The organism is Methylovorus sp. SPW-M1 (genome assembly GCF_053848825.1).
Genome location: NZ_CM132626.1, coordinates 2,378,007 through 2,404,069, shown reverse-complemented (window position 1 = coordinate 2,404,069; position 26,063 = coordinate 2,378,007). Strand labels below are relative to the sequence as shown.

Annotated in this window: 23 protein-coding genes; 11 read left to right on the top strand and 12 right to left on the bottom strand. The window is 57.0% G+C overall.

What is annotated here, in order from left to right; all coding sequences use genetic code 11:
* From bioF to bioD, 4 genes are read left to right on the top strand one after another with little or no spacing between them, the layout of a single operon-like run.
* The gene (bioF, locus tag ACWWD9_RS11350; RefSeq protein WP_455867077.1) at positions 1 to 1,173 is read left to right on the top strand and encodes an 8-amino-7-oxononanoate synthase; all 1,173 of its coding nucleotides are present in this window, start codon (positions 1 to 3) and stop codon (positions 1,171 to 1,173) included.
* Entirely contained in the window at positions 1,170 to 2,003 is an 834-nt protein-coding gene (gene bioH, locus ACWWD9_RS11345) for a pimeloyl-ACP methyl ester esterase BioH (protein WP_455867076.1), read from the top strand. The genes bioF and bioH overlap by 4 nt, the downstream gene beginning before the upstream one ends.
* Positions 2,000 to 2,890, top strand: coding sequence for a malonyl-ACP O-methyltransferase BioC (gene bioC, locus ACWWD9_RS11340; protein WP_455867075.1), 891 nt, complete (start codon positions 2,000 to 2,002; stop codon positions 2,888 to 2,890). The genes bioH and bioC overlap by 4 nt, the downstream gene beginning before the upstream one ends.
* A 17-nt stretch (positions 2,891 to 2,907) precedes the next feature.
* Positions 2,908 to 3,636 carry a dethiobiotin synthase gene (gene bioD, locus ACWWD9_RS11335; protein ID WP_455867074.1) on the top strand — a complete coding sequence of 243 codons (729 nt, stop codon included), beginning with the start codon at positions 2,908 to 2,910 and terminating at the stop codon, positions 3,634 to 3,636.
* Positions 3,637 to 3,698: 62 nt separating this feature from the next.
* On the opposite strand, the gene nadD is transcribed toward bioD, so the two are convergent.
* The 10 genes from nadD to ACWWD9_RS11285 all read right to left on the bottom strand — a co-directional run bounded on the left by nadD (position 3,699) and on the right by ACWWD9_RS11285 (position 16,029).
* Positions 3,699 to 4,361, bottom strand: coding sequence for a nicotinate-nucleotide adenylyltransferase (gene nadD, locus ACWWD9_RS11330; protein ID WP_455867073.1), 663 nt, complete (start codon positions 4,359 to 4,361; stop codon positions 3,699 to 3,701).
* Positions 4,362 to 4,391: 30 nt separating this feature from the next.
* Positions 4,392 to 5,648, bottom strand: coding sequence for a glutamate-5-semialdehyde dehydrogenase (locus ACWWD9_RS11325; protein ID WP_455867072.1), 1,257 nt, complete (start codon positions 5,646 to 5,648; stop codon positions 4,392 to 4,394).
* Between the two features lie 33 nt (positions 5,649 to 5,681).
* Positions 5,682 to 6,710, bottom strand: coding sequence for a DNA polymerase III subunit delta (gene holA / locus ACWWD9_RS11320; RefSeq protein WP_455867071.1), 1,029 nt, complete (start codon positions 6,708 to 6,710; stop codon positions 5,682 to 5,684).
* The gene (locus ACWWD9_RS11315) at positions 6,710 to 7,258 is read right to left on the bottom strand and encodes an LPS-assembly lipoprotein LptE (protein ID WP_455867070.1); all 549 of its coding nucleotides are present in this window, start codon (positions 7,256 to 7,258) and stop codon (positions 6,710 to 6,712) included. Before ACWWD9_RS11315 ends, holA begins: the two co-directional genes overlap by 1 nt.
* Positions 7,259 to 7,261: 3 nt before the next feature.
* Positions 7,262 to 9,742: a leucine--tRNA ligase gene (gene leuS, locus ACWWD9_RS11310; RefSeq protein WP_455867069.1), complete on the bottom strand. Its 2,481-nt coding sequence runs from the start codon at positions 9,740 to 9,742 to the stop codon at positions 7,262 to 7,264.
* Positions 9,743 to 9,900: 158 nt separating this feature from the next.
* A complete protein-coding gene (adk, locus tag ACWWD9_RS11305; protein WP_013441405.1) occupies positions 9,901 to 10,554 on the bottom strand; it encodes an adenylate kinase in 654 nt (217 codons plus the stop codon).
* A 48-nt stretch (positions 10,555 to 10,602) separates the two neighbouring features.
* On the bottom strand, positions 10,603 to 11,367 hold the full coding sequence (rsmA, locus tag ACWWD9_RS11300) for a 16S rRNA (adenine(1518)-N(6)/adenine(1519)-N(6))-dimethyltransferase RsmA (RefSeq protein ID WP_013441406.1): 765 nt from the start codon (positions 11,365 to 11,367) through the stop codon (positions 10,603 to 10,605).
* Entirely contained in the window at positions 11,364 to 12,362 is a 999-nt protein-coding gene (pdxA, locus tag ACWWD9_RS11295; protein ID WP_455867068.1) for a 4-hydroxythreonine-4-phosphate dehydrogenase PdxA, read from the bottom strand. The genes rsmA and pdxA overlap by 4 nt, the downstream gene beginning before the upstream one ends.
* 3 nt (positions 12,363 to 12,365) lie before the next feature.
* Positions 12,366 to 13,682 carry a peptidylprolyl isomerase gene (locus ACWWD9_RS11290; RefSeq protein WP_013441408.1) on the bottom strand — a complete coding sequence of 439 codons (1,317 nt, stop codon included), beginning with the start codon at positions 13,680 to 13,682 and terminating at the stop codon, positions 12,366 to 12,368.
* Position 13,683: 1 nt separating this feature from the next.
* Positions 13,684 to 16,029 (bottom strand): LPS-assembly protein LptD, encoded by a 2,346-nt coding sequence (locus ACWWD9_RS11285; protein WP_455867067.1) that lies wholly within the window; start codon positions 16,027 to 16,029, stop codon positions 13,684 to 13,686.
* Positions 16,030 to 16,293: 264 nt separating this feature from the next.
* Between ACWWD9_RS11285 and ACWWD9_RS11280 the strand changes: the two genes are divergently transcribed.
* The 6 genes from ACWWD9_RS11280 to ACWWD9_RS11255 are packed head-to-tail and all read left to right on the top strand — an operon-like array spanning position 16,294 to position 22,354.
* Complete coding sequence (locus ACWWD9_RS11280; protein ID WP_455867066.1) at positions 16,294 to 17,283, top strand: aminoglycoside phosphotransferase family protein; 990 nt, start codon at positions 16,294 to 16,296, stop codon at positions 17,281 to 17,283.
* Positions 17,283 to 17,969, top strand: a complete 687-nt coding sequence (gene murU, locus ACWWD9_RS11275) for an N-acetylmuramate alpha-1-phosphate uridylyltransferase MurU (protein ID WP_455867065.1) — start codon at positions 17,283 to 17,285, stop codon at positions 17,967 to 17,969. The genes ACWWD9_RS11280 and murU overlap by 1 nt, the downstream gene beginning before the upstream one ends.
* A gap of 9 nt (positions 17,970 to 17,978) precedes the next feature.
* Positions 17,979 to 19,283, top strand: a complete 1,305-nt coding sequence (locus tag ACWWD9_RS11270; protein ID WP_455867064.1) for an aminopeptidase P N-terminal domain-containing protein — start codon at positions 17,979 to 17,981, stop codon at positions 19,281 to 19,283.
* Complete coding sequence (locus tag ACWWD9_RS11265) at positions 19,280 to 20,452, top strand: FAD-dependent oxidoreductase (protein ID WP_455867063.1); 1,173 nt, start codon at positions 19,280 to 19,282, stop codon at positions 20,450 to 20,452. The genes ACWWD9_RS11270 and ACWWD9_RS11265 overlap by 4 nt, the downstream gene beginning before the upstream one ends.
* Positions 20,449 to 21,609 (top strand): FAD-dependent monooxygenase, encoded by a 1,161-nt coding sequence (locus tag ACWWD9_RS11260; RefSeq protein WP_455867062.1) that lies wholly within the window; start codon positions 20,449 to 20,451, stop codon positions 21,607 to 21,609. The genes ACWWD9_RS11265 and ACWWD9_RS11260 overlap by 4 nt, the downstream gene beginning before the upstream one ends.
* A gap of 22 nt (positions 21,610 to 21,631) precedes the next feature.
* A complete protein-coding gene (locus ACWWD9_RS11255; RefSeq protein WP_013441415.1) occupies positions 21,632 to 22,354 on the top strand; it encodes a DsbC family protein in 723 nt (240 codons plus the stop codon).
* A gap of 103 nt (positions 22,355 to 22,457) precedes the next feature.
* On the opposite strand, the gene ACWWD9_RS11250 is transcribed toward ACWWD9_RS11255, so the two are convergent.
* Together ACWWD9_RS11250 and pilB are read right to left on the bottom strand one after the other, a co-directional pair.
* Positions 22,458 to 23,669 (bottom strand): type II secretion system F family protein, encoded by a 1,212-nt coding sequence (locus ACWWD9_RS11250; protein WP_455867061.1) that lies wholly within the window; start codon positions 23,667 to 23,669, stop codon positions 22,458 to 22,460.
* A gap of 32 nt (positions 23,670 to 23,701) precedes the next feature.
* Entirely contained in the window at positions 23,702 to 25,423 is a 1,722-nt protein-coding gene (gene pilB, locus ACWWD9_RS11245; RefSeq protein ID WP_015829464.1) for a type IV-A pilus assembly ATPase PilB, read from the bottom strand.
* A gap of 417 nt (positions 25,424 to 25,840) precedes the next feature.
* Here pilB and ACWWD9_RS11240 point away from each other — a divergent pair, with 417 nt between their 5' ends.
* Positions 25,841 to 26,044, top strand: coding sequence for a cold-shock protein (locus tag ACWWD9_RS11240; RefSeq protein WP_013441419.1), 204 nt, complete (start codon positions 25,841 to 25,843; stop codon positions 26,042 to 26,044).
* Positions 26,045 to 26,063 lie beyond the last annotated feature (19 nt).

Sequence of the window (26,063 nt, the reverse complement as noted above, 5' to 3'; positions counted from 1 at the left end):
ATGACCTTGCTGGACGAGCTGGCTGCTGAACTGGCAGAGCGTACCTCTGCTGGTTTGCGGCGCCAACGACGGGTTATCCAAGGCCCGCAAGCCGCCCAGGTGGTGGCAAACGGTAAGTGCTTGCTATCGTTTGCCAGCAATGATTACCTGGGGTTGGCCAATCACCCACGCCTGATCTCTGCCATGCAGCAGGCGACCCAAGCGGTGGGTGTTGGCAGTGGTGCCTCCCATCTTATTACCGGCCATCACGCCTTGCATGAAGAACTGGAGCAGGCGCTGGCCCGCTTTGTCGGTTTGCCTGCCGCGCTACTTTTCTCCACTGGTTACATGGCCAATATGGGTGTCGTCGCTGCGCTGATGGGGCGTGATGACGCCGTGTTTGCCGACAAGCTCAACCATGCTTCGCTAAATGATGCCGTGGTGTTATCGCGTGCTGAATTCAAGCGTTATCCGCATCAGGATCTGGCCGCCCTGGAATCACTGCTTGCCGCCAGTCGCGCACGGCGCAAGCTGGTACTGGTCGATGCGGTGTTCAGCATGGATGGCGATATTGCGCCGGTGCCGGAAATTCTTGCCCTGTGCGAACGCTACGATGCCTGGCTGATGCTGGACGATGCGCACGGCTTTGGCGTGCTGGGCGAGCACGGTGCGGGCATCCTTGAGCACTTCAATATCACCTCGCCCCGCATCATTTACATGGCAACCCTGGGCAAGGCGGCGGGTGTGGCGGGTGCATTTGTTGCCGGCGAGCCGGTGCTGATCGATTATCTGCTGCAGCAGGCGCGTACTTATATCTACACCACTGCCAGTCCGGCGCCACTGGCTGCCGCGCTGCTGGAGGCCTTGAACGTCATCCGCGATGAGCCGCAGCGCCGCGCACATTTACGGCAGCTCATGTCTGTCCTTAAAACCCATACGCCACGTCGCTGGCAGTGGATGCCCTCGGCAACAGCCATACAGCCTTTGCTTGTTGGCAGTAATGACGAGGTATTGCGCCTCAGTGAGTATTTGCTCACGCGCGGGCTGCTGGTACCTGCCATCCGGCCGCCCACTGTCCCCAAGGGCACCGCCCGTTTGAGAATTTCGCTCTCGGCAGCGCATAGTGAGCAGGATGTACATACCTTGATAGACGCTCTGCGTGAAGCAGAGGTGGTACTGGAGTCTGCCGCATGAGCCTGCATATTGAAATTAAAGGTACTGGTCATCCGCTGGTGCTGATCCATGGCTGGGGCATGCATGGTGGCGTCTGGCAGCCGCTGATCAAAAAACTCAGCCAGCATTACCAGCTTCATATTGTGGATCTGCCTGGCATGGGCCACAGCCGTCCGCTGGAGCCCGCGCATCTGCATGCGATTGCTGAGGCATTGGCGGCTCAGTTGCCACCGCATGCCGATATCTGCGGCTGGTCCATGGGCGGTCTGGTAGCCATGCGTCTGGCCCTCACGCATCCTGAGGTGGTACGGCGCATGATACTGATCGGCAGTTCGCCGCGCTTTGTCAATGCGGACTCCGACAATGCGGCATCTGAAGATGACAGCGCTGACCCTTGGTCGTACGGCATTGCCGCGGACGTGTTTCATCAATTCGCCAGCCAGGTGAATGCGGATTACCACGCGACGCTGATCAAGTTCCTGACGCTGCAATGCATGGGTTCCAGCGACGCCCGCGCCACGGTCAAACAACTGCGCTCGACGTTTTCCGAGCGACCGGTGCCAACGGCGGGCTCGCTGCAAAAAGCACTGCATATCCTGCTGGAAAATGACCTGCGGCACGAGATTCTGCATTTGCACAAACCCGTGCTGCTGATTCACGGGGATCGCGATACCCTGGCGCCGGTGCAAGCGGCCCACTGGCTGTCGCAACATTTACCATTTGGTCGCCTGCGCGTCATTGCTGGCGCTGGGCACGCGCCGTTTCTCTCACACCCTGAGCAGTTTGTGCACGCGATTGACGAATTTCTTGAGCCGGGCAAGGCGGGCCATCCGCTGGAGCGCCAGCCATGACCACCGATGCTTACCTGATAGACAAAGCCCGTGTGCGCCGCTCGTTTGACCGGGCGGCGGGCACCTATGATGCGGCGGCCCTGCTGCAACGCGAAGTGCGCGAGCGCATGCTGGAACGGCTGGATCTGGTCAAACTGACTCCACAGGCTGTGCTGGATGCAGGCTGTGGCACGGGGCACGCCAGTGCGGCCTTATCTTCCCGTTACCGCCAGAGCCAGGTGATCTCGCTGGACATTGCCATGGGCATGCTTAAAAAAACCATGGCGGCGCGCTCGCTGGTGCAGCGGCTGTTTGGCTTTGACCGGCGTCATGCGGTGTGTGCGGATATTGAGCGCCTGCCCCTGGCCGCCGCCAGCATCGACCTGGTGTGGTCCAATGTGGCGATTCAATGGTGCAATGATCTTGATCAGGCGTTTGGCGAGATACAGCGCGTGTTGAAGCCGGAAGGGCTACTGATGTTCAGCACGCTGGGGCCGGACACCCTGAAAGAACTGCGCGCAGCGACACGCCAGGACGACACCCATGTCACCGTCAGCCGCTTCATCGATATGCATGATATTGGCGATGCCCTGGTGCGGGCGGGTTTTAATGCGCCGGTGCTGGATGTGGAGTATTTCGAGCTGACCTATGATGACGTCATGGGCGTGATGCGCGACCTCAAGGCCATAGGCGCTCATAATGCTGCCGAAGGTCGCCACCGCGGCTTGCAGGGGCGGGGCTTCCTGCAGCAGGTGCAGGCACGCTATGAATCTTTCCGGCGCGATGGCAAGCTGCCTGCCACCTATGAGGTAATCTACGGCCATGCCTGGAAACCCCAGGCCCGAGTGGCGCTGCCAGATGGGCTGTCGCCTGTGCAGTTTCGTCCACGCGCATCCTCTTCCACATAAACGTCCTGATTCACCAGATGCAGAATCCTCTCAATAACAGCAAGGCCTGGTTTGTGACCGGCACCGATACCGGCGTCGGTAAAACCTTGATCTCCAGTGCGCTAGTGCATGGCTTTGCTGCGCAAGGCCTGCGGTCGGTTGGCATGAAGCCGGTGGCCGCGGGCTGCGAGTGGCGCGATGGCGAGCTGCACAATGACGATGTCGCCATGTTACGCGCCGCCAGCAATCTGCCCTTGGCGCGCGAGCGCATCAATCCCTATGCCTTTATTCCTCCGATTGCGCCACATATCGCGGCGCAACAGGCGAATAGCCCGATCGTGCTTGATGTGCTGCTGCAGAACTTTCATGGCTTGCAGGCTGAGGCGGAACGCGTGATTGTGGAAGGAGTGGGCGGCTTTTGCGTGCCGCTGGGCGATACGCTGGATACGGCTGACCTTGCGGTGGCGCTGGGCTTGCCCGTCATCCTGGTGGTGGGCTTGCGGCTCGGTTGCCTGAACCATGCCTTGCTGACGCAGGAGGCGATATTGTCGCGTGGCCTGCGCCTGCATGGCTGGGTGGGCAACCACATTGATCCCGGCATGGCGATGCCGCTGGAAAACATCGCCGCCTTGCAGCAACGACTACAGGCGCCTTGTCTGGGGATTATTCCGTGGCAGGCTGGTGCCAATCCTGAGTTATCCGCTTCGCATCAGCCGGATTTCCGGCAGGTGAGTTCTCTGCTTGATCTCGCATTGCTGACGGATTGATCAGTTGCTTAGGCCTGACGTTTGCCAAGCCTTATTCTCTTAACTGCCCTGGCGGCAAGTCTTCAGGCGTTATCCCGATAAAGCTTGTGCTGGTTGATGTATGCCAGCACATTGTCCGGCAGCAGATAGCGCACACTCAAGCCTTGCTCCAGCGTGGCGCGTATATGAGTGGCTGAAATATCCAGCGCGGTGATGTCCTGCAGGTAAATATGCCCGGCAGGTTTCTGATGCAGGCGGGCGGTGTCGTGGGTTTGGCGTTTGCCGAGCAGGCTGCGCAGTTCGGGGCTGAGGTCAGCATGGATTTCGGCTGGGCCGGGCCGATAGGCCACGACCAGGTGACAATACTCCAGCAGTTCTTGCCAGCGATGCCAGCTGGATAAACCCAAAAAGGCATCGCTGCCCAGCTGCCAGCATAATGACACTTGCTCGCCCAGCTCGGCTCTCAGCGATATAAGGGAGTCAATGGTGTAGGAGTGCCCGGAGCGTTCCAGTTCGCGTGTATCTAATACAAAACGTGGATTGCCCGCAATGCCCAGCTGGACCATGGCAACGCGATGCGCCGAACTCACCTCGGGCTCCGCACGGTGCGGCGGATGCGCAGCAGGCATAAAGCGCACCTGCTCCAGGCCGATGGCATCGGCCAGCTCCTCCGCCATGCGTAAATGCCCCAGATGCAGCGGGTTGAAGGTGCCGCCCAGAATACCGATGACTGCGGGGGATTTCATGGGCGGCGAGGTTTCATGTGGAATGAGGGATCAGGCCCGGACCTGGCCGTCGCCAAATACCACATATTTGAGCGAGGTCAGTCCTTCAAGACCCACCGGGCCGCGGGCATGCAGTTTGTCGGTGGATATCCCGATCTCAGCGCCCAGGCCATATTCAAAGCCATCGGCAAAGCGTGGGGAAGCATTGACCATGACGCTGCTGGAATCTACTTCGCGCAGGAACTGGCGCGCACGGGTGTAGTTTTCCGTGACGATGGCTTCGGTATGCTGCGAGGAGTATTGGTTGATATGGGCAATGGCCTCATCCACATCGGCGACAACCTTGCATGAAATGATCGCGGCCAGATACTCGGTGTAGTAATCCTCTTCGGTCGCCGCCTTGGCTTCGGGTACCAGGGCGCGCGTTTCATCGCAGCCGCGGATTTCCACGCCTTTGGCCGTCAGCATGGCCGCCAGTTTTGGCAGCGCTTCAGCGGCAATGCCGCGCGCGACCAGTAACGATTCTGCCGTGTTGCAGGTGCCCAGGCGCTGGGTCTTGGCGTTCTCCAGTATGCGCACGGCCTTGTCGAGGTCGGCGCTGTCATCCACGTAAACATGGCAATTGCCATCCAGATGCTTGATGACAGGAATACGCGCTTCGTTGGAGATGCGCTCAATCAGCCCCTTGCCGCCACGTGGCACAATCACATCCACATATTCTTTCATGGTGATCAACTCGCCGACGGCGGCACGGTCCGTGGTTTCCACCACTTGCACGGCCGCGGCAGGCAGGCCAGCCGCGTGCAGGCCTTCGTGCACCAGTTTGGCCAGCGCGCGATTGCACTCAATGGCTTCGGAGCCACCGCGCAGGATGGCGGCATTGCCAGACTTGATGCACAGTCCGGCAGCATCCACCGTCACATTTGGACGGGCCTCGTAAATGATGCCGATGACGCCCAGCGGCACGCGCATGCGTCCGATCTGAATGCCAGAAGGGCGGTATTTGAAGTCGGACATTTCGCCGATAGGATCGGGCAGGGAGGCGATCTGCTCCAGGCCCTCTGCCATGGTAGCGATGGATTTTTCGCTCAAGGCCAGGCGATCCAGCATGGCAGCTTCCATGCCATTGGCTTTGGCGCGATCCAGATCCGCCTGGTTGGCGGCCAGCAGGGCAGCCTGATGGCGCCGTATGGCCTGGGCGATGGTGATTAGCGCCAGGTCTTTGGTGTTGGTGTCGGCACGGGCCATGGCACGCGATGCCTGCCGTGCCTGCTGACCTACCTGTTGCATGTAATGTTTGATATCCATGGTGTCCTCTATGCTGCCTGATGCAGCATGTTCTTATGTGCGCCGTGCTGCGCGGCTGCTTACTTTTGCCAGGCCGAAGCACAGGCGCGATATTTCAAGCCAGGCATCCTGACGGATCAGGCCCTTGGCAGTCTTGTCGATCTCGGCCAGCTTGTGCAGGGCGGCTTGCAGTTGCCGCAGGCTCAGTCTTGCCAGCGCTCGTCGGGTCAGGGCCTGCCGGTCGCCGTAAATGCGCGCTTGCTGCATGGCCTGATTCAGATTTTCGCCGCGCGTTTCGGCTTCTTTCACGCGTACCAGCGGCCTCAGCACCCACAGCAGCGGATTCATGACCGCGATAGGCTGCACGCCCTCATCCCGCAAGCCTTGCAATATCCGCACCGTGCGTTCGGTATCACCGGCCAGTACGGCCTCGCCAAGTTGAAACGCATCGTAGCGCGATACATTCAAGACGGCATCGCGCACGGCTTCAGCAGCTAGTGGTCCCGCCGGATACAGGAGCCCCAGTTTCTGGATTTCCTGATGTGCCGCCAGGAGATTGCCTTCCACCTGATGCGCCAGAAACTCCAGCGTGGCCTGATCGGTCTCTTGCTGCTGCAAGGCCAGCCTGCGCGCAATCCATTGCGGTAGCTGAGCAGCCTCCACTTCCTGCAAGGTCAGGGTGACTGCTGCATTTTCAAGGGCGCTGAACCAGGCACTGTTCTTACCATCGCGATCCAGCTTGGGCAGGATGATGATGGTGACCGCATCGGGCAGCGGTTTGGCTGCCATGGCTTGCAATGCTTTGCCGCCATCGGTGCCGGGCTTGCCGGAGGGAATGTGCAATTCCAGTATGCGCTGGCTGGCAAACAGCGAAATCGACTGACCAAATGCGGCAATCTGCTGCCAGTTGAAATTGCGCTCCACGGTCAGGCTGGTGCGTTCATCAAAGCCCAGTGCACGTGCCTTGGCACGTATGGCATCCAGACACTCGCGCTGGGCCAAAGGTTCGTCGCCTGTCAGCACATAGATGGGCTCCAGGCCCTTTTCAAGATGCTTGGCGAGTTGCTCTGCCGGTAAACGCATCAGAGCTTGGGTGCTTGCAGATTGCCTGGTTTTTGCACAATCAGGCGACGCAGCAGTTCGCGGGCAGCCTCGGCGCGCATATCGTCATACAGGCGTTGCTCTTCGCCCTGCTTGGCCAGCAATTCGGCATCGCTGTAGGAGTAGTCGCGGCGTTGTTCAATCATTTGCTCCTTGCCCCACAATTCGCTGTCCGGGTCTTTCAGGCGAAAATAGACGCGATAGTAGAGATCAAATTCTCGTACCAGACCGGTACCGCTCAGGGACAGAATGCGCTTTTCCGTTTTTTCGCCCACCATCTCCAGCATCAGCTCGGCGTTTTCCTTATCCGGCACGATGGTCACGCCGTTGACGGCCAGGGCTTTTTTCAGAGGCCTGTCTATGCTGGTATTGACGCCTGTCATGTACAGGTTCTTGAATGCCAGGTCGGCGGTGCCGCGCATCTGAAAGCCGCAGCCGGCCAGCACCATACTGATCAGCAAGAGCAGTACGGAGAGGCCGGAAAATCCGGAGCCAATGAAAGAGTTAACGCCGTTACGCATTCTGTGCATGGACTATCCCACTACAATGTTGACGAGTTTGTTCGGTACGACAATGATCTTGCGTACAGTGCCTTCGGCCAGGTGTTTTTGCAAGCTTTCATGTTGCAGGGCTAATTGCTCGATGCTGGCTTTGTCCAGCGTTTTGGGCACCGTCATGTTGCCACGCAGCTTGCCATTCACCTGCAAGACCAGCGTGATGTCATCCTGCACCAGGGCAGCCTGATCGGCCACCGGCCATGCAGCATCGACAATCTGGCTACCGGGTTTAAGTTCGCTCCACAGGGCCTGACTGATATGCGGCACAATCGGCGACAGCAACAGGATGGCATGTTCCAGTACTTCCTGACGCACGCTGCGCGTCACATCGTCTTGTCCTTCCAGCTTGGCATAGGCATTCATCAGCTCCATCACGGCGGCAATCGCGGTGTTGAAGGCATGACGGCGACCATAATCATCGCTGATTTTTTCGATGGTCAGGTGCAACTGGCGGCGCAGGGTTTTCAATTCTGCATTCAGTTCGCCAGTCGATGTGGCGGCGCTATATGCTGACACTACGCCTTGTTCCACATGGGCTGCCACGGCCGCCCACACGCGCTTAAGGAAGCGGTGCGCGCCTTCCACGCCAGCGTCTGACCACTCAAGGCTTTGCTCGGGGGGGGCCGCAAACATCATGAACAGGCGGGCAGTATCAGCGCCGTATTGCTCAATCAGGGCTTGCGGATCCACCGTATTGCCCTTGGATTTCGACATCTTGCTGCCATCTTTCAGCACCATGCCTTGGGTCAGCAGCTTGTTGAACGGTTCGTCGTTCTTGAGCAGGCCGACATCGCGCATCAGCTTGTTAAAGAAGCGCGCATACAGCAAATGCAGAATGGCATGCTCAATCCCGCCTATGTATTGATCCACCGGCAGCCAGTAGTTGGCACGCTCGTCGACCATGGCCTTGTCCGCATCAAAGCTCGCATAGCGAGCGTAATACCATGAGGATTCGAAGAAGGTATCCAGCGTGTCCGTTTCGCGCGTGGCCTTGCCGCCACAGGTCGGGCAGGTGGTCTCGTAAAAGCCGGGGTCTTTCTTGATCGGCGAACCGACGCCATCCATCACCACATCTTCCGGCAATACTACCGGCAACTGGTCGGCGGGCACGGGTACTTCGCCACAGCTGTCGCAGTGAATGATGGGGATAGGGCAACCCCAATAACGCTGACGTGAGATACCCCAGTCGCGCAGGCGGTATTGGGTGCGGCGCTTGCCGAGGTTTTTGGCGCTGAGCGCGGCGGCAATGGCGGCGGAGGCACCATCGAAATCCAGACCATCAAACTCACCCGAGGCAAACAGCACGCCGTGCTCAGTATAAGCGGCGGTCAGTGGCAGGCTGAGTTCGCCGTCGACGGGGCGAATCACGGCTTTCACTGGCAGCTGATATTTGCCTGCAAATTCGAAGTCGCGCTCGTCATGTGCAGGCACGGCCATCACCGCGCCTTCGCCGTAGCTGATCAGCACGTAATTGGCGATCCACACCGGCAGCTTTTCACCGGTCAGCGGGTGGGCAACAAACAAGCCAGTCGCCATGCCTTTTTTCTCGGCAGTAGCCAAGTCGGCTTCGGCCACGCTGCCCATCTTGCATTCGGCAATAAAGGCCTGCAGGGCAGGGTTGTTGGCCGCTGCCTGGGTAGCCAGTGCGTGCTCGGCGGCAACCGCCACATAGGTGGCGCCCATCAGCGTATCGGGGCGGGTGGTGTACACCTTGAGCGTGTCCGCAGTGGCATTGCCTGCCGCATCCAGAATCGGGAACTCGACTTCACAGCCGTAGCTCTTGCCTATCCAGTTGCGCTGCATGGTTTTGACCTGCTCGGGCCAGCCTTCCAGCTTGTCCAGATCCGCCAGCAGCTCATCGGCGTAGGCAGTGATCTTCATGAAATATTGCGGGATGTCGCGCTTCTCCACAATCGCGCCCGAACGCCAGCCACGACCATCAATCACCTGCTCGTTTGCGAGCACGGTCTGGTCCACCGGATCCCAGTTCACGGTGGCCGTCTTTTTGTAGATCAGCCCTTTCTTGAACAGCTCTGTGAACAGCCATTGTTCCCAGCGGTAGTATTCCGGTTTGCAGGTGGCGATCTCGCGCTGCCAGTCTATGCCCAGGCCCAGCGATTTCAGCTGGCTCTTCATATGCTCGATATTGCTGTAGGTCCAGCCAGCCGGCGCCACGTTGTTTTTGATGGCAGCATTTTCTGCGGGCAGGCCGAAGGCATCCCAGCCCATGGGCTGCATGACGTTGTAGCCTTTCATGCGATGAAAACGGCTTAATACGTCACCAATCGTGTAGTTGCGCACATGGCCCATGTGCAGGCGACCACTGGGGTAGGGGAACATCGACAGGCAATAGTATTTTGGCTTGTCGCTTTGCTCGCTGGCGGCAAATGTCTGATGGGTTTCCCAGTATTGCTGGGCCTGTTGTTCAATTTCGCGGAAAGGATACTGCTGCTGCATGAGGACGTGGGCTTTTGTAATGATTTATAAAGCTAAAATTATACCTTGAAGCCGTATGCCATGTCAGACTGCGGCGTAAAAACATGCGCCTGCATGCACCATGAAAAAAAGCCCGCGCAAGCGGGCTTTTTGCTGAAACGCAAGATGCAGTAAACAGCTTACTTCAAGGCATCAAAAATGCTGTCGCGTATCTTGTTCATGTCGCCCAGGCCATTGACCTTGACGTATTGCGGAGCGCCGCCGGTGCCAGACTTGGCCCAGTCGGAGTAGTAGCCGATCAGCTGTTCGGTCTGCTCGTGGTAAACCTGCAGGCGCTTTTGCACGGTTTCTTCCTTGTCATCTTCACGCTGCACCAGGTCTTCGCCGGTGATGTCGTCCTTGCCTTCGACCTTGGGCGGGTTAAATTTGACGTGATAGGTGCGGCCGGAAGCCGGGTGCGAGCGGCGGCCGCTCATGCGTTCGACAATCGCTTCGTCGGGGACGTCGATTTCCACGACGTAATCGATGCCAACACCGGCTTGCTTCATCGCTTCGGCTTGCGGAATGGTGCGTGGAAAGCCATCAAACAGGAAACCGGCCTTGCAGTCGTCATCCTTGATGCGTTCCTTGACCAGACCGATGATCACTTCATCCGGCACCAGACCACCCGCATCCATGAATTTCTTGGCTTCCAGCCCCAGTTGCGTGCCTGCCTTGACTGCTGCGCGCAGCATGTCGCCGGTGGAAATTTGCGGAATATTGAATTTTTCCTTGATGAAATTGGCCTGGGTGCCTTTACCGGCGCCGGGAGCGCCAAGAAGTATCAGTCTCACGTGAGGTTCCTTTTTTGTACTGAGTGCGGAATCGAAACCGCGATTATATCAAACGAGGTAATTGGCGATGCTGACAAATGAGGAGAGCGGCAGATTTTCTGCGCGCCACTGCGAATCGATGCCGAGCGCTTCAAAGCCCGCGTCATCCAGCAGGCCCTTTAGCGTGTTGCGCAGTGTCTTGCGGCGCTGGCCGAATGCGGTTGCCACCACGCGTGAAAACAAGGCGTAATCCTTGGCGGGAAATGGCAGCTCGGTATGCGGCACGCAGCGTACAAAGGCGGATTCCACCTTGGGGGCCGGGTCAAAGGCTTCAGGCGGCACGGTGAACAGATATTCCATGTGCAAATGGTATTGCAGCATGACCGACAAACGCCCATAAGCCGCGCTTGACGGCTCGGCGACCATGCGCTCGACCACTTCCTTTTGCAGCATGAAGTGCATGTCGATGATGTGGGCTACGTTATCCAGCAGATGAAACAGGATGGGCGTGGAAATGTTGTATGGCAGGTTGCCGACCACGCGCAGCCGGGGCGCAATGCTGGCGAAATCAAATTTCAGCGCATCGATGTTGTGGATGGTGACCTTGCCGGGGGCATAATGCTTTTCCATCCAGGCGATGATGTCGCGATCAATTTCCACCACGTGCAGGTTTTCCAGCCGTTGCAACAAGGGTTGGGTCAGGGCGCCAAGGCCGGGGCCGATTTCGACCATGAGGTCATTCGGCTGCGGGGCGATGGCATTGACCAGGCTGGTAATGATGGCCTGATCTGTCAGGAAATTCTGGCCGAAGCGTTTTTTTGCAACGTGTTTCATGCGGAAGCGGATGTTTTCTGTGAGAGTTCAATGGCAAGCTGAATGGCGGCCAGCAGGCTGCCAGGGTTGGCGTTGCCGGTGCCAGCAAGGTCGAGTGCCGTGCCATGGTCTACCGAGGTACGGATGATGGGCAGCCCCAGCGTGACGTTGACGCCGCCGCCGAAGCTGGCATGTTTGAGCACCGGCAGGCCCTGGTCGTGATACATCGCCAGCACCGCATCGCCGTGCTGCAGGTGATGGGGCGCGAACAGCGTATCTGCCGGTAGCGGGCCTTGCAGCAGCATGCCTTCGCTGCGCAGCTGATCCAGCACGGGGGTAATGGTGGTGATTTCTTCATCACCGAGATAACCACCTTCACCAGCGTGCGGATTCAGCCCGGCTACCAGAATGCGTGGCTGGGCGATACCGAATTTATGGATCAGGTCGTGATGCAGGATGCGCAGCGTGGTTTCCAGGCTGCGGCGTGTAATGGCGGCACTGACGGCGGTTAAGGGCAAGTGGGTAGTAGCCAGCGCCACGCGCATGCCGCCGCCTACCAGCATCATGACCACTTGCGCGGTATCGGTTTTTTCTGCCAGAAACTCGGTGTGGCCGGTAAAGGCGATACCCGCATCATTGATGACGCCTTTGTGTACGGGAGCGGTGACCATGGCGCTAAAGCGACCATTGGTGCAGCCTTCCAGCGCGATCTCCAGCGTGCGCAGCACATAGGCGCTGTTATGCGCATTCAGCGTGCCTGCGATAGCCGGGGCGGCTAGCGGGGTATGGTGTACCCGCAGCTCACCCTTGCCCTGGTGCAGGGATAGAGCCGTTTCGTCGGAGGTAATGGTGAGAGGCAAGCCCAGTTGTTGCGCGCGTGCCGTGAGCAGGTCGCGGTCCGCAATGACGGTGACGCAGGCCGCCAGTGACTGACTGGCCAGCATCACACACAAATCCGGACCTATGCCGGCGGGTTCGCCAGCGGTAATGGCTATATGGGGTAAACGCCTGTCCACTGCTTAATATTTGTCTTCCAGGCGCAGCTCGACATAGGCGCGGTCACGCAGTTCGCGCACCCAGTCCTGGTAAGCTTCATCGGCTTTGCGCTGGCGGATTTCCTGACGCGCTTTCATGCGTTCTGCCTCGCGCGTCATGTCCTGGTTGCGGCGTTCAAGCACCTGAATCAAATGCCAGCCAAAAGGCGAACGTACGGCGTCACTGATCTGGCCTGGCTGCAGGGCATTCATGGCTTTTTCAAATTGTGGAACGGTGTCACCCGGGTTAACCCAGCCTAGGTCACCACCATTGGCGGCCGAGCCGTCGTTGGAATAGCGTTTTGCCGCCTCACCAAAATCCTCACCGTTATCAATCAGCTGTTTGATGCCATCAATCTTGCGCTTGGCTTCGGTTTCCGACAGCACTTCGCTGGTCTTGATCAGGATGTGGCGGGTATGCGTTTGCTGCACCATGGTGGAGGTATTGCCGCCACGACGGTCGGTAAGCTTGAGAATATGAAAGCCATTGGGGCTGCGCAGAATGCCGGATAACTGGCCGACCTGCATGGGTTTCAGTGCTTCCAGGAATAAGGCGGGCACCTGGGCCGCGGTCTTCCATCCCAGCTTGCCGCCTTCCAGTGCATTCGGTGCATCGGATACGCGGGCGGATACCTGTCCGAAATCCTCGCCTGCTTGCAGTTTCTTCAGGGCATCTTCGGCTTTTTCACGCAGGCGCTTGAGGTCTTCAGGCGATCCATCTTCCGGCGCGCGGATGAGGATATGGGAAATTTCATATTCATCCGATGAATCCTGACGAGAGGATTGCGTGGTCAGGAAGTTGTCCACTTCGGATTCGGTGACATTGACGCGGTTGTCCACTTCACGCTCGCGCAAGCGCGCCAGCAGGATTTCGTTGCGGATGTCTTCGCGGAATTTCTTGTAGACAATGCCTTCTGCCGCCAGGGCTTCCTTGAATTCCGGTACGCCCATCTTGTTCTGTTCGGCGATACGCATGATGGTCTTGTCGAGCTGGTCATCGTCTACGCGCAGGCCGGTCTGCGCTGCATACTGAAGCTGCAACCGGTCGTTGATCAGGCGCTCCAGTATCTGTTTTTCGAGCACATTGCGTGGCGGTAACTGGTTGCCTTGCTTTTCCAGTTGCGCGCTGACGATTTCAATGCGGTCGTTTAATTCTTTCTCGGTGACGACGCCTTGGTCGACGACGGCCACGATACGGTCAATCTTGTTGACAGAGCCATCCTGTGCGGCGATAGCGACATGCGGAAGCAAGGCGCCAGCCCACAGGAACAGGCCTGCCATCAGGCAGTTTTTAATGGTCATATTACTCATAGGAGGATGGTTGTTGCTGAACGGTATCGGGGAGTAAGCCAGTGCTGGTGTAGCCTGGGATACCCCGGTTTAACAGAGTTAATGGATTGGAACCGATGGAGGCGAGGCCGCCCAGTTCCAGTTGGATAAAGAATGCATAGTTGGCACTGGCCGTTGCGGTGGAGACGCGTTGCAGCACGGTACGCGCCTGCCAGCAGCCTGCGTTGTATTCAAGCCCCGCCAGACCTTCAATCGGACGGGTTTCACGCAGGGAGTAGTTCCAGCGGCCCAGGCCATACCAGCCATTGCCTAGCGGCCATTGGCTGGACAAGTTGATCTGTTCCAGGCTGTCTTCGGTATAACGGTAGCCGATATTCAGCACTTTGCCGGGCTCGGGGTTGTAGCGTGCGCCGATGTTGGCCTTGGTGGTGCGGCTGCGATCCGTATTGAACTGCCATGCCGTATCCAGGCTCCACTTGTTGAGTAGCTTGGCAGTGAGGGCGGTCACGATATCGGAGGAGTCACCGGTACGCAGGTTTGCACCGGGAAGACCCACCTTCTGGTCAGCAAAGTAAAAGCGCTGGCCTACGGTGGCGGCAAGCCGCTGCTCACCCGTGCGACTGTCGATCATGCGCGAGGTGACCGCCAGGGTGATCTGGTTGGCGTTGTTGATGCGGTCATTGCCGTTGAACTGGTTTTCCAGGAACAGGGTGCTCATGCTCAAGTCGGACTGTGAGCTGTCAAACACCGGCAACATCGACTGGTCCTGGTAGGGGATGTAGACATAGTACAGGCGCGGTTCCAGCGTCTGCGTGTACATGTTTTTCACGACCCGCACCTGGCGATCATAAAACAGACCGCTGTCCACGCTGACGATAGGTAGCGTGCGACTGGTGGATTCATAATTGCCGCTGACGGAGCCCAGGGTGTATTCGGAGTTTTGCAGTCCGTAGCTGGTGTAATTTACGCCGATCTTGGGCGTGATATAGCCATAAGGCCTGGCCATGGGCAGGCTGACCGAGGGGTAGGCGGTAAATCGATTACCGGTTACCGAGGTGGTCAGCACTTGACCGCTGGCGGTGGTCGAGGTCAGTGGACTGCTGGGGTTGCGGTCAAAGCTGACCCACTGCGTATAAAGGTTGGTATTGAAGGCGCCCACATCCTTGTTGCCGGTCAGTGTCAGCTGGGGCAGCCGCTCATAGGGGTAAGAAACCCCATCCAGAGTCTGATACTTTTGTACCAGGCCATTGAAATTCCACACATCATCGCTGTAATTCAAATATGCCTGTTGCGGCAAATTCACTCGGCTGGTCACCGTAATGCGGGTAGAGAGTTCGGAGAAGTATTTGTCATCCGATACCTTTTCGAACTGGTAACCCGTCGACCAACCATTGGGCAATGTCTGGTCATGCTTGAAACGCATGTAGTAACGCGTATCGCCGGTGCTGGAATCACTTGGAAGATATTCGACGTTATCAATGCCCGAGTAGGTTTCACCCAGATAGCGGAATTCGCCCTGGTATTGCATGCCGCGTGTACCCAGATAACGGGTGGCGACAGTGGCGTCCATGTTCGGAGCAATATTCCAGTAAAACGGGGTCAGTAATTCGAAACCGCTACGCGACGTGGTGCCGAAGGTCGGTGACAACAAACCGGTTTTGCGCTGATTCAGGAAGGAAAAACTGATCCACGGCGTATACAGAATCGGCGTATTCAAGAACTCCACGCGCGCGTTGCGGGCGGTGGCCGTCTTGGTGTAATCATCCAGCTCAAGCTCACTGGCCTTGATGTACCAGTCATCCTTGCCCACTTCGCAAGTGGTGTAGCGTGCACTGGTCAGGCGCTTTTTATCCTGGCCTTCAAAGAAAATGGCCGAGGCATCGCCGCGCGATGCGCCTATTTTCTTCTGGAAGCCTGGCGAACTGCTGGACTTGTCGTCTATATTTTGTGAGCTGATCTGCGAGTTGCTGTCCGCTATGATTTCATTCGGGTCGGCAAAGGTTTTTGTACTGCCAAGATTGGCAGCGCCTGCCAGCGGGATCCCGGTGAACTGATTATTGAGCTTGAAGGAGGCGTCGCGCATTTCGCCTATGTTTTCATGCAGCTGCATGCGCAGCTCCGGGCCGGTGACGACACCGCCACCAGACTCGATGCGGGCATTGCCCAGCACATGCAGGGCTTCGTTTTGCTCGTCGTACTCAATCACATCGCCGTATACATCCTGGCTTTGCTGGTGCAGCGAGGCATTGCCAGTGGCTTTCATTTTGCGGCCCAGATTCATCTGCAGCTTGTCGCCTTCAATGACGACTTCACCCGGCTGGCTGGTGACGCCCACGGTCTGCAACGGAGCGCTGCCCATTTGCTCGAGTTCGGATGTCTCTGCGGCTTGGACTGAACTGTAGTTGAGGCAAATGAGGGCTACGGCAAATGGTAGTCGGCGGATTTTCACTATGGTTGGGCTACGCAAAAAGTGTGGGTGGGACTTTGTTATAGGGTGATAAAATCGCATAAATTCAATTTTTAGGCAATGCATATCTTTGCCGCCGATAGCGTGAAAACCGCGTCGCGCAAGCATTCGCAGGCGTTGCCACAAGTGTTAATTTTGTCAGGAAGTTTTTACCCCATGCGATTGACTCAACTGCAGGCGTGGCTGGATCAGGTTCTGAACCATGCCGCTTATCAGCTGACCACGGCCTCGGCCGATGCCAGTTTCCGGCGTTATTTTCGAGTACATCTGGCGGACCGCACCCTGATTGCGATGGATGCGCCGCCGCCTCAGGAAGATTGCCGGCCATTCGTCGAAGTCGCCAGGCTGCTGCTGGAGGCTGATCTTCATGTGCCGCAGGTACTGGCGCAAGATCTGGAGCAGGGATTTTTGTTATTAAGTGATCTGGGCGACACGACCTACCTGCAAGTGCTGACGGCAGACAATGCCAGTGCCTTGTATCGTGATGCCTGTCAGGCGCTGGTGTCACTGCAGCGCGCCAGTCGCCCTGGCGTTTTGCCTCCATACGATGAAGCCTTGCTCATGCGTGAAATGCAGCTGTTCCTGGACTGGTATGTCAAACGGCATCTGAACAGGGAGCTGGATGCAAAACAACAGGCGGTGCTGGACAGCACTTTTGCCGTCCTTACCCAAAATGCGCTGTCTCAGGGCCAAGTCTATGTGCATCGCGATTACCATGCCCGTAACCTGATGCTCTGCGAGCCTAACCCCGGCGTGCTGGATTTTCAGGATGCCGTGTATGGGCCGATTACCTATGATCTGGTCTCGCTGTTCAAGGATGCCTACATCGCCTGGGAAGAAGAGCAGGTGCTGGATTGGACGGTGCGCTACTGGCAATCGGCACGCGATGCAGGTTTGCCGGTACCGCAGGATTTTTCCGAGTTTTATCGTGATTTTGAGTTCATGGGCGCGCAGCGTCATATCAAGGTGCTGGGGATTTTTGCCCGCCTGAATTACCGCGATGGCAAGGATGGCTATCTCAAGGACATGCCACTGGTGCTGGAATATTTGCGCCGTGTCTGCGCCCGCTATACCGAGCTGCGCCCGATGTGGCGCCTGCTGGACCAACTGCATGATGTCGCCCCGCAGCAGGGTTTGACCTTCTGATGCGCGCCATGATACTGGCGGCGGGCCGCGGCTCCCGCATGCGGCCGCTGACCGACCATACGCCCAAGCCTTTATTGAAAGCGGGTGGCAAGCCATTGATCGTGCATCACCTCGAGCATCTGGCCGCCGCAGGCTTTTCCGAAGTCGTCATCAATCATGCCTACCTCGGCGTGCAAATTGAGCAGGCACTGGGGAACGGCAGCGCCTGGGGCCTGTCGATAGAGTACTCGCGAGAAGCCGAGGCGCTGGAAACAGCGGGCGGCGTAGCCGCGGCCTTGCCTTTGTTGGGCGATGCGCCTTTTCTGGTGATCAGTGGCGACATTTATGTTGAAGCAGATTACCGGCAATTGAGCGAAGGTTTGCTGGCCGAAAATGATGCTGCCCTGGCCTGCCTGTGGATGGTGGACAATCCATCCTGGCATGCTGCCGGGGATTTTGGTCTGGTCGATGGCTTGATTCAGCTGGATGGCAACCCCAAGCTGACCTATGCCAATATCGGGGTTTTTCAGCCTGCTTTTTTTGCCAGCGTACCCGCGGGGGCGAGCATGCCTATGCTGCCCCTGTTCAAACAGGCGATCGCCAGGCGGCAATTGGCCGGCCGGCATTTTTCGGGTGTTTGGGACAATATAGGCACGCCAGCCCAGCTGGCGCAGCTGGATGCCTATCTGAATGAGTCACATGCTTAAGGTCATGCCATGCTAGATATACCGCATTTGCAATCCCGCCGTGCCACTCTTGCCAGTCGCATGGGGCGGGGCGTCGCCATTATCCCTACCGCGGCTGAGGCTCTGCGCAATCGGGATACCCATTATCCCTATCGCTATGACAGCTACTTTTACTACCTGACGGGCTTTACCGAGCCCGAGGCTGTGATCGTGGTGATTGCCGGGGATACTCCTAAAAGTATCCTGTTCTGCCGCGACAAGGATATGGAACGCGAAATCTGGGATGGCTTTCGCCATGGTCCCGCCGGTGCGCTGGCCGAGTTTGGTGTCGACGAAGCCTACTCCATCAGCGAACTGGATACCCGCATCCCGGCCTTGCTCGCCAACCAGCCCGAGCTTTACTTCAGCCTGGGCGCCGATGCGGCCTGGGATCAGCGCGTAACGGGATGGATCAATCAGTTGCGCAGCCAGGGCCGGGCTGGAGTCAGCGCGCCTGCTGCGATTCGCGATGTAAGAGCCTTGCTGGACGAGATGCGGCTTATCAAGTCGCCGCAGGAGATTGCCACCATGCGCCGCGCGGCCGTTATTTCGGCTGAAGCACATGCGCGTGCCATGCAGGCCACGAGGCCCGGCAAGCATGAATACGAAATTGAAGCCGAGTTGCTGCATACCTTTTATCGCCATGGCAGCCAGTATCCGGCGTATACCTCCATTGTGGCCGGCGGCGCGAATGCCTGCGTGCTGCATTACATCGCCAACAATGCGCCGCTCAACGATGGCGATTTGTTGCTGATCGACGCGGGCTGCGAACTGGATGGTTATGCTTCGGACATTACGCGGACTTTTCCCGTCAATGGCCGATTCAGTGGGGCGCAAAAGGATGTTTATGAGCTGGTGCTGGCGGCCCAATACGCTGCCATCGCCCAGGTCAACCCGCAATCGCACTGGAACGCCCCGCATGAAGCTGCACTCAAGGTATTGGCGCAAGGCTTTATTGATCTGGGCCTGTGCCACGGCACGGTGGATGCGGTGCTGGAGTCGGGCGATTATCGCCAGTTTTACATGCATCGCACTGGCCACTGGTTAGGCCTGGATGTACATGATGCAGGTGAGTACAAGCTGGACGGCGAATGGCGCACATTGCAGCCAGGCATGGTGCTGACGGTGGAGCCGGGTTGTTACATTCGACCTGCCGACAGTGTGCCGGAAGCGTTCTGGAATATCGGCATCCGTATTGAAGATGATGCGCTGGTGACCGCCGAGGGTTGCGACATCATTACCGAAGCGGCACCTAAAACCGTCGCCGCGATTGAAGAGTTGATGAGGGCAGCATGAGTGATCAGGCCGATATCATTATCGTAGGTGGCGGTCCGGTCGGCGCTACTCTGGCACTCAAGCTGCGCAAGCAGGGCCTGCGTGCCACCTTGCTGGAAGCCCGTGCGCCCGGTGCAGCACATGCGGATCAGCGCGCGCTGGCCTTGTCTTATGGTACGCGCGTCATTCTGGAAAAGCTCGGTCTGTGGAGCCAGCTTGCAGAGCAGGCGACCGCCATCAACACCATTCATATTTCACAACGTGGCAGCCTGGGCCGCTCGCGCTTGCGGGCGGAAGAGCACGGCCAGTCAGCGCTGGGTTATGTGCTTTCCTATGGCAATCTGAGCCGTGTGCTTGATCACGCATTACAGCAGGATAGTGAGACCGATATCCGCCATGAAGCCGAGGTACTGACGATTACGCCTTCAGCCGAACATGGTGAAGTGAGTTACCGGCAGCATGGCGTGACACATACCCTGACCGGCAAGCTGGTAGTTCTGGCCGATGGTGGCCGCAGCCTGGGCGATATTCCGGGGCTGAAGCGCGAAACCAAGCACTATGGACATGATGCCCTGGTCACCAAGGTCCGCGCCGAGCTTGCCCACGACAATATTGCCTATGAGCGATTCACCCCGGATGGCCCGGTCGCCCTGTTGCCCAATGGGCCCCACGACTTTTCGCTGGTATGGACCGGACAGGCAGATGCCATCCACGGTTTGCTGGAACTGCCGGATGAGGTCTTCCTGCAGCAGTTGCATCAGCACTTTGGTGATCGCGTTGGGCGTTTTTTGCAGGTGGAAAAGCGCATGAGCTTTCCGCTCAAGCTGTCCTATCTTGATCCGGTAACCGCGCCACATCTGGTGGTGATCGGCAATGCCGCCCAGACCATGCATCCGGTGGCCGGGCAAGGTTTCAATGTGGGGCTGCGCGATGCCTGGGAGCTGGCCAGGAAAATTGCCGAAACGCCGGCCGCCGCATGGGGAAGCCTGGATATGTTCAAGACTTACAGCGCCAGCCGTAAAACCGATACCAAGCGCGGTTTGCTGTTTACCGATTTCCTCGTCAACCTGTTTTCCAATGACATTGTCGGACTCAATCGCATGCGGGGTGTAGGCCTGGGTTTGCTGGATGTGGTGCCTTTTGTTAAACACAGATTGGTGCGCAAGATGAGTTTTGGGAGCCGTGGATGAGTACCCGCGCTGAGATGGTAGTGGTAGGTGGCGGTCTGGTGGGCTTGGCAACGGCGCTGGCGGCCACGCATCAGGGCATGCATGCTATTTTGCTGGATCGTGCAGCCCGTTCTTCCCTGGAGCTCACGCATGACTGGGATAGCCGGATTTATGCCATCACCCCGGGCAATGCCGAGTGGCTGGCAGCGCTGGGTGTCTGGTCGCGTATCCCCGCGGAGCGAATTTGTCCGATCGATCGCATGATGGTCTGGGGCGATAGCGACCAAGACCAGTTGCATTTTGATGCCGAAGACATAGGCGCCTCCCAGTTGGGGTTTATTGTTGAAAACACGGCCTTGCAGCAGGCGCTACTGCAAGCTCTGGACGAGGCTGGCGTTGATATGCGATTTGCTACGGCGTGTGCGGGTGCCTCTTTCAGTGACAAAGCCGCTACGCTGACGCTGGAAAGTGGTGAGAAAATCAGTGCCGACCTGCTGGTGGCAGCCGATGGCGGGGCATCCTGGGTACGGCAGCAGGCGGGCATCAGCAGCGATAAGCATGTGTATGCTCAGCAAGGGCTGGTGGCGAATTTCGAAACGGCATTGCCACACGGCAATATCGCGCAGCAATGGCTGAATAAGGATGGAATCCTGGCGTGGTTGCCATTGCCGGGGAACCGCATTTCGATTGTCTGGTCCACGGAGGGGGCAAAAGAATTACTTGCCCTGGATGCCGCGGCGCTGGAGGCACGTGTGGCCGAGGCTGGGCAGCATGCCTTGGGCGCTTTGCGCCTGATTACGCCAGCTGCTGCGTTTCCTCTGGTCAAACAGACATCGCATGTGCTGGTGAAGCCCCATCTGGCGCTGGTGGGCGATGCCGCGCATCAGGTGCATCCGCTGGCTGGGCAAGGGGTGAATCTGGGCTTTCGCGATGTGGTTAGCCTGATGCAGAGTCTGACCCGGCGACACGCCCTGCAAAGCTGGGGCGATATTCAGCTTTTGCGTCATTACGAGCGGTCGCGCAAGACGGATATGGTATCGTTGCAGGGATTGACGCATGGCTTGCAACTGCTGTTTGCCAGTGAGCATGCCGTGCTAAGGCGTTTGCGTAACCATGGCATGCGGCTGGTAGATGCTTCCGCATTGAAAAAACCGCTGATACAGCACGCTATTATTTAAGCAGTTTGATTAAGGAAATTTCATGATTAAGAAGTTGATGGGAATGATGCTGGTTGCGGCGTTCAGCCTGAATGTCCACGCCGATGAAGCCAGCCTGCGCAAGGCGATTGAAGCTACATATCCCAAAGTGCGCGTTGAAAGCATCACCAAAACCAGCTATGCCGGCTTGTATGAAGTATTTCTGGATGGTCAGATTATCTATACCGACGACAAATTCAGCTTTCTGATTGCGGATGGCCGTCTTATCGAGCCCAAGTCCAAGCGTGATGTGACTGGCGAGCGTCTGGATGAACTGACCAAGGTGGACTTTTCTTCCTTGCCGCTGGATCAGGCCATCAAGGTCGTCAAGGGTAATGGCAGCCGCAAGCTGGTCGTATTTTCTGACCCGGACTGCCCTTATTGCAAACGGCTTGAGCAAAAAGAGCTGGTGAATATCAACGATGTCACGATCTACACCTTCCTTTTCCCGCTGGAACAACTGCATCCTGATGCGGTAAACAAATCCAAGGCGATCTGGTGCGCTACTGATCGCGCCAAGGCCTGGCAGGATTGGGTGTTGAATGGTCAGCTGGCCAAAGCCGGTAACTGCGATACTTCTGCGATTGATAAATCCGCCGAGCTTGGTCGCAAACTGGGCGTGGTGAGCACCCCCACCCTGATTTTTGCCGATGGCAAACGAATGCTGGGTGCCTACCCTGCCAAGGATATTGAAAAAGCCATGAGCACCACACCGGCCAAAAAATAACAGTCACTGTTTGCGGGCTGTAAAAAAAGAGGCGGTAATCCGCCTCTTTTTTTGTGTCCGCAACCCGCTGAAAAGCCAGAGGACTAATCTGGGACAACGCGCCTTAAACCACTTGCCCCATCTTGAAGATAGGCAGATACATGGCGATGACCAGCCCCCCGATCAGCGTGCCCAGCACGACCATGATGATAGGCTCCATCAGGCTGGACAAGGCTTCTACCGCATCATCCACTTCTGCTTCGTAGAAATCGGCGACCTTGGACAGCATCGAGTCAAGCGCACCCGATTCCTCACCAATGGCGACCATTTGCAATACCATATTGGGGAAAACTTCTACATTCTGCATGGCCACGGTGAGGCTGGTACCCGTGCTGATCTCGCTTTGAATCTGCTTGGTTGCCTCATAGTAAACGCGGTTGCCCGATGCGCCGGCAACGGAGTCCAGTGCTTCCACCAGTGGCACGCCGGCGGCAAACATGGTGGATAGGGTGCGAGCAAAGCGGGCGATGGTGGCCTTGCGTATCAACTCTCCAAATACCGGAATTTTAAGAACAAGCCGGTCCATGGTCGCTTGCATCTTGATCGAGCGCTTCCAGGAGTAGAAGAAAAACCACACGCCGCCACCAATGGCCCCAAAAATTGCCCACCAGTATTCGACGAAAAAGTCGGAAATCGCCATGACCAGCAAGGTGGGCGCTGGCAAGTCTGCACCAAAGCTGGTGAACAACTCCTTGAATGCCGGAATCACGAAAATCATGATGACGGCAGTGATGATAAAGGCGACGACAACGATGGAGATGGGATAAAACAGCGCTGATTTAATCTTGCTTTTGATCGCGAGGATTTTTTCCTTGTAAGTCGCCAGGCGTTCAAGCAGCGAATCCAGAATACCAGCTTGCTCGCCAGCTCCTACCAGGTTGCAGTAAAGGGTATCAAAATAAAGCGGGTATTTACGAAATGCCTGGCTGAGGCTGCTGCCGGTTTCCACGTCCGACTTGATATCGCTGAGCAGTTTGGAAACCGCGGGATTGTTATGCCCTTTGCCGACAATCTCAAATGCCTGTAGCAGCGGCACGCCGGCTTTCATCATGGTGGCCAGTTGACGCGTAAATAGCGTGACATCCTTTTCCTTGACCTTGCCGCCAGACTTGAGGCCGCTCTGTTTTTTGATCTTGGTAACGGTAATGCCCTGGCGACGCAAGGTGGCATTGACGAAGGCTTCGCCACTGGCTTTGACTTCGCCTTTGATTTTTTTGCCTTTTTTGTCCGTGCCTTCCCAGGCGTAGATCACTTCCTTGCTAGCTTGTGCGGCCATAATTACCCCTGAGTGATGCTATGGTTGGCGGATTATTCATTGGTCACTGCCTCAACCTCTGCGATGGAAGTGAGACCCTGTTTGACTTTCATGAGACCTGACTGGCGAAGGTCACGTACGCCTTCGCGCTTGGCCTGGTCCGCAATATCATGCGCGGTGCCGTTTTTCATGATGATACGGCTCATTTCGTCTGAAACGGGCATGACCTGGTAAATCCCCACCCGACCTTTGTAGCCGCCATTGCACATCTCGCAGCCGCCCTCGCGTGGCCCATACAATTGCCAGCTTCCATCCAGATCAGCTTCGGTGAATCCCACACTGAGCAGCGCCTCTTTTGGCAGGTCGAGCGGCTCTCTGCAATGCGGGCACAAGCGCCGTGCCAGACGCTGGGCTGTAATCAGCGAAACAGCCGAGGCAATATTGAAAGGCGCCACGCCCATATTCATCAGGCGGGTCAGGGTCGATGGCGCATCGTTGGTATGCAGGGTGGACAGCACCATGTGGCCGGTCGAGGCGGCCTTGATCGCCATGTCGGCCGTTTCCAGATCGCGAATTTCCCCGATCATGATGATATCGGGATCCTGCCGCAAAAATGCTTTCAAGGCGGCGGCAAAGGTCAGGCCCTGCTTGTCGTTCACATTCACCTGGTTGATGCCAGGCAAGGGTATTTCTGCCGGGTCTTCCGCCGTGGAAATATTGACGCCTGGGCTATTGAGAATATTGAGGCAGGTATAGAGGGACACGGTTTTGCCTGAGCCGGTTGGCCCGGTGACCAGCACCAATCCATATGGGCGGCTGACGGCACTGAGCAGTGCCTCTTTCTGGTCTGGCTCATACCCCAATGCCTCAATGCCCAGCGTGGCGCTGCTCGGGTCCAGAATCCGCATGACGATTTTTTCGCCATTGATCATGGGCAGGGTGCTGACGCGGAAGTCGATGGTCCGGGTTTTGGACAGCACCAGTTTCATGCGGCCATCCTGCGGAACGCGCTTTTCCGAGATATCCAGATTGGAGATCACCTTGATGCGGGAGGCCATTTTTTCCTTGATGGCCAGCGGCGGCTGGGCGATTTCCTGCAACACGCCATCTACCCGATAGCGAATGCGGTAATACTTCTCATACGGTTCGAAATGCAGGTCAGAGGCACCCATGTTGATCGCATCCAGCAGTATCTTCTGGATGTATTTCACCACCGGAGCATCGTCAATTTCCGCACTGCTGACTTCTTGCTCCACCGGCTCATTGCCGGATTCCATGTCCAGGCTGAATTCATCGCTCATGCTGAGCGATTGCATGCTGGTATCGCTCGCTTCCACCAGTCTGGCAATCCACTTGCTCAGTTTGTCTTCTTCGACCACCACAGGGGAAAGCGCCATGCCTACCTGAAACTGCACATCATCCAGAGCATGCAGGTTGGTGGGGTCGGACAGGGCGACAAACAGCGAATTGCCGCGGCTTTGCAATGCCATGACACGGCTGCTCGCCATGAGCTTGGTGTCTATCGTTTTGGCCGGAATGTAATCGGGATTTAAAGCATCAAGATCAAACAGGGGGAAGCCGAAGGCATTGGCTGCCGTCTCAGCAATTTTCAGTGCCGGGAGTTTCTTGCTTTGTACCAGCTGGCTGACAAAGGGGATGCGTTGTGCAGTTGCACTGGCCTGTACACTGGCCGCGTCTTCTTCCGATAGCAGTTGCTCTTGCACCAGCATGCGTGCAAGCCCGCCTAACTTACTGGGAAGGGTGGTGGCTGCCATTCAGATAACCGACCTTGCTGTGCTTGTATTGGGAGTTTTCACGACATTTAATAATGCACGGTCGGCTTTTTTTTGTAAAGCAAGTGACATATACAGGTGACAAATTTTGCATTTCAATACAGATAAATAGCCATTGCACTTCAGAATCCAAGTGAATACTTGGCGTGTCCTGTCAGATTGGGGGTAAATAGCGTAGTTGAATTAGGCACTTAGCTGTCTTGTATTGAAACTGTTTTAAAAAGTTCAAATAAAATGCAAAAAACGCTAAAAAAACCTTGACTTCTTGATTCAACACACGTAAAAACGCGTTCAGGCGTTTGGATTCGAGGTCATAGTAGCCGGCACTACCGACTTAAAGTCTTGAAGTACAAACTTTTGAGGACGCCTCCTCTTAATGTTTTAGCAAGGAAGTATGAAATGGCAACAGGTACCGTAAAGTGGTTTAATGACTCCAAAGGTTTTGGTTTCATTACCCCGGACGATGGTGGCGACGATTTGTTCGCACACTTCTCCGCAATTGTAGAGTCTGGCTACAAAAGTCTTAAGGAAGGTCAGCGCGTAAGCTTTGACGTTACCGAAGGCCCTAAAGGCAAACAGGCTTCCAACATCCAGAAGGCCTAAGCTTTTTAAGCTAACCAGT